At 43.4% G+C, this 2,520-nt stretch carries 1 protein-coding gene and 2 pseudogenes; 2 read left to right on the top strand and 1 reads right to left on the bottom strand.

The features are described from left to right. Positions 1 to 221 precede the first annotated feature (221 nt). A complete protein-coding gene (locus tag O9332_RS02870; protein ID WP_002760412.1) occupies positions 222 to 971 on the bottom strand; it encodes an SIMPL domain-containing protein in 750 nt (249 codons plus the stop codon). 362 nt (positions 972 to 1,333) lie between these two features. Between O9332_RS02870 and O9332_RS02865 the strand changes: the two are divergent. Beyond that, positions 1,334 to 1,456 (top strand): annotated as a pseudogene (locus O9332_RS02865) (transposase family protein); the annotation flags it as partial. Positions 1,457 to 1,675: 219 nt separating this feature from the next. Continuing rightward, a pseudogene (locus tag O9332_RS02860) lies at positions 1,676 to 2,520 on the top strand (ISAs1 family transposase); the annotation flags it as partial.

Here is a 2,520-nt window from a genome sequence, read left to right as displayed (position 1 = left end):
GCCGCAGGGCTTGCGGTGTCAGTCTGTAGAGCGACCATAAGACCAGAACAGAGTAAATCTGTTAAGGCAGGTGCGAAAAATCCTTCGGGAAAGAAGCAGAAACTCAAATCGTGAGGTTTGGGAATCGCCGTCCGTTTTACGCCGGCGAGGATGTCAACGTCAAGTCTAGCTCTAGCACAGAGGCTCCCCTGTCTGGACAGCACTAAGGATTGTCTTGTAATTCACTCGATCCCGAACGTCACCGAAACGACCGCGGTAATATCTTTGTCGATCGAGGAGGTGTCGTAAATTCCCGAATCGCTCACGTCGGTGGAATTGCGCGAGGTGATCTGAAAAACTCCCGTTTTCGCATCGCGCACCCTTCCCACCCGACTGCCGGTACTACTGGCGATCGCCTCAGCCCTCGCTCTCGCATCCTTGGTCGCTGCCGCCACCATTTCCACCCGCAGCTTATCCAGTTGGGTGTAAAGGTATTGGGGGGGTTCAGAGACGAGGTTAATTCCCTCCTCGATCAATTCCGTTACCTGCCTAGAAAGTTCCGTGTAACGGGCCACATCCCCCGCTCGAATCTCGAAGCGTTGGGTGAGGCGATAGGCGAGAATTTGCCCAGTTTCCTGGCCGTTAGCTGTTACTTCGGGAATCGCCATCGTCTCGATCGCGTTGGTGGTGATTGCGTCGTCGGGAACTTGTTTTTCTTTGAGATAAGCTCGTATCCGCTCGGTTTGCCGGATCAGATCGCGGTAGGCTTCGCGGGCGGTGGGTTGTTGACTGGAAACCGATAAACGCCAGAGAAGATAATCGGATGTAATCGCCTTTTTTGCCGAACCAGTCACGACAAAAACATCGCTGGCCCGTTTCACCGCCAAGATCGAGCGCGCCGCTATCCAGGAACTCACAACGAGGGCGATCGATAGCACCGACAAACCCGCGAATAGCTGCGGGAAACGTCGGAATATAGAACTGTCTTTCATCGTCACTCCTCCTGAAAATTCGACGTTTCTATCCTATGCTAGTAGCGAGCGAGTTGAAATTATTATTTACAAAAATCAATTTTTCTTGCGTCAGGTTGATGCGCTTTGACAGCAAAGATTATTCAGCCCTTACTGGAGCTTTGGCACAATGGTGACTGATTGACACTCCCGTCGCACTAAGCGCTTCGGGATTCTTGGTTCATCGAGTTTCCTTAACCTGGCAGGACGTATCCAACATTCACTAGAGGGAATCTCTCCCCCCCCAAACCCCTAGGGCTGTTTCATTCTCCCATCAGAATATCAAAAGTAAAAGCGATCACTGTCTTTGTAAAATGAGAAGTGACCGCCAACTTTTAAAATATATGTTGAGCTTAATAGAAAAACTGAAACAAGTCAAGGACTTTCGGAAAGATAAAGGAAAAAGACACCATTTATGGATAGTATTAGTAGTAATAATACTGGGAACAATGCTAGGATACTCAGGTTAGAGAGAGCTAGGAGAGTTTGCTAAAAATAATGGTTCTTCGGTTTTTGTTATGCAATGGACGGGGGTTATAAGGGATGGAACCCTTATATAGAAAAGCATTTGGCGATTTTTGTCAATTATTTTTGATCTAGAGCGAACTAATCAATTAAGTCTCTTGCCAGATAAGGATTTAGTCGATTTATGCCCCCCTATCGAACCATACCAGGTAAAGAAGAACCAAAATAATCGGCACAGGCTCAGTCAAGAATTTAACATAATTCCAGAAAGAGTCCCGTCCTATTCAACAATTAGAAGGGTAATGATGGGAGTTGACTGGCAGAGTTTGTTAAAAATGTTTAATGAATGGGCATTAGAAGAATATGGACAAAGAGATGACATAAATTGGCTAGGCATAGATGGAAAAAGTCTCAAAAACACTCTAAAGAATCCTAACAATGAACAACAAAATTTTATTATGTTTGTCTCATTGTTTAGTCAAGAAAGTGGCTGGGTATTACACTTAAAAAGAATTGAAAACAAAAAAGGGTCTGAAATCGACGAAGGTCAAGCTATAATTGAAGATTGCACTCTTCAAAATAAAGTTTTTACTGGCGATGCTTTACACTGTCAGAAGAAAACAATCAGCTTAATAGCCAAGAGTAAAAATGACTATGTTATCACCGTTAAAGGAAATCAGAAAAATCTTTATAAGCGAATACAAGACCTGAGTAATTCCTCAAAGCCAGAAAGTTGCTTTCTTGAACAAGATAATAGTCATGGACGAAAAATATCAAGAAAAATAGAAGTTTTTAAAGTGAGGAACAATGAAAGACAAGGGTTTGAAAATCTGCGCCGAATTATTAAAGTAGAAAGAAGGGGTATTCGCGGGGATAAAACTTATGAAGAAACAGCTTACTATATCAGTAGCCTAACTGAATCCGCTCAAGTATTTGCTAAAATTATTCGAGGACATTGGAAAATAGAAAATCAGTTACATTGGGTAAAAGATGTAATTTTTGAGGAAGATAAAAGCGAGATAAGTGATTTTCAAGCGGCCAGCAATTGGTCAATTCTCACAACTAT

This window comes from Microcystis sp. LE19-10.1B, assembly GCF_027530565.1.
In the GTDB taxonomy this organism is placed as follows: Bacteria; Cyanobacteriota; Cyanobacteriia; order Cyanobacteriales; family Microcystaceae; genus Microcystis; species Microcystis aeruginosa.
This window is presented reverse-complemented; position numbering and strand designations above follow the sequence as displayed.

What these genes read in the sequence shown, in the direction of transcription:
- O9332_RS02870 (WP_002760412.1), bottom strand. Translation starts at nt 971, where the DNA reads ATGAAAGACAGTTCTATATTCCGACGTTTCCCGCAGCTATTCGCGGGT.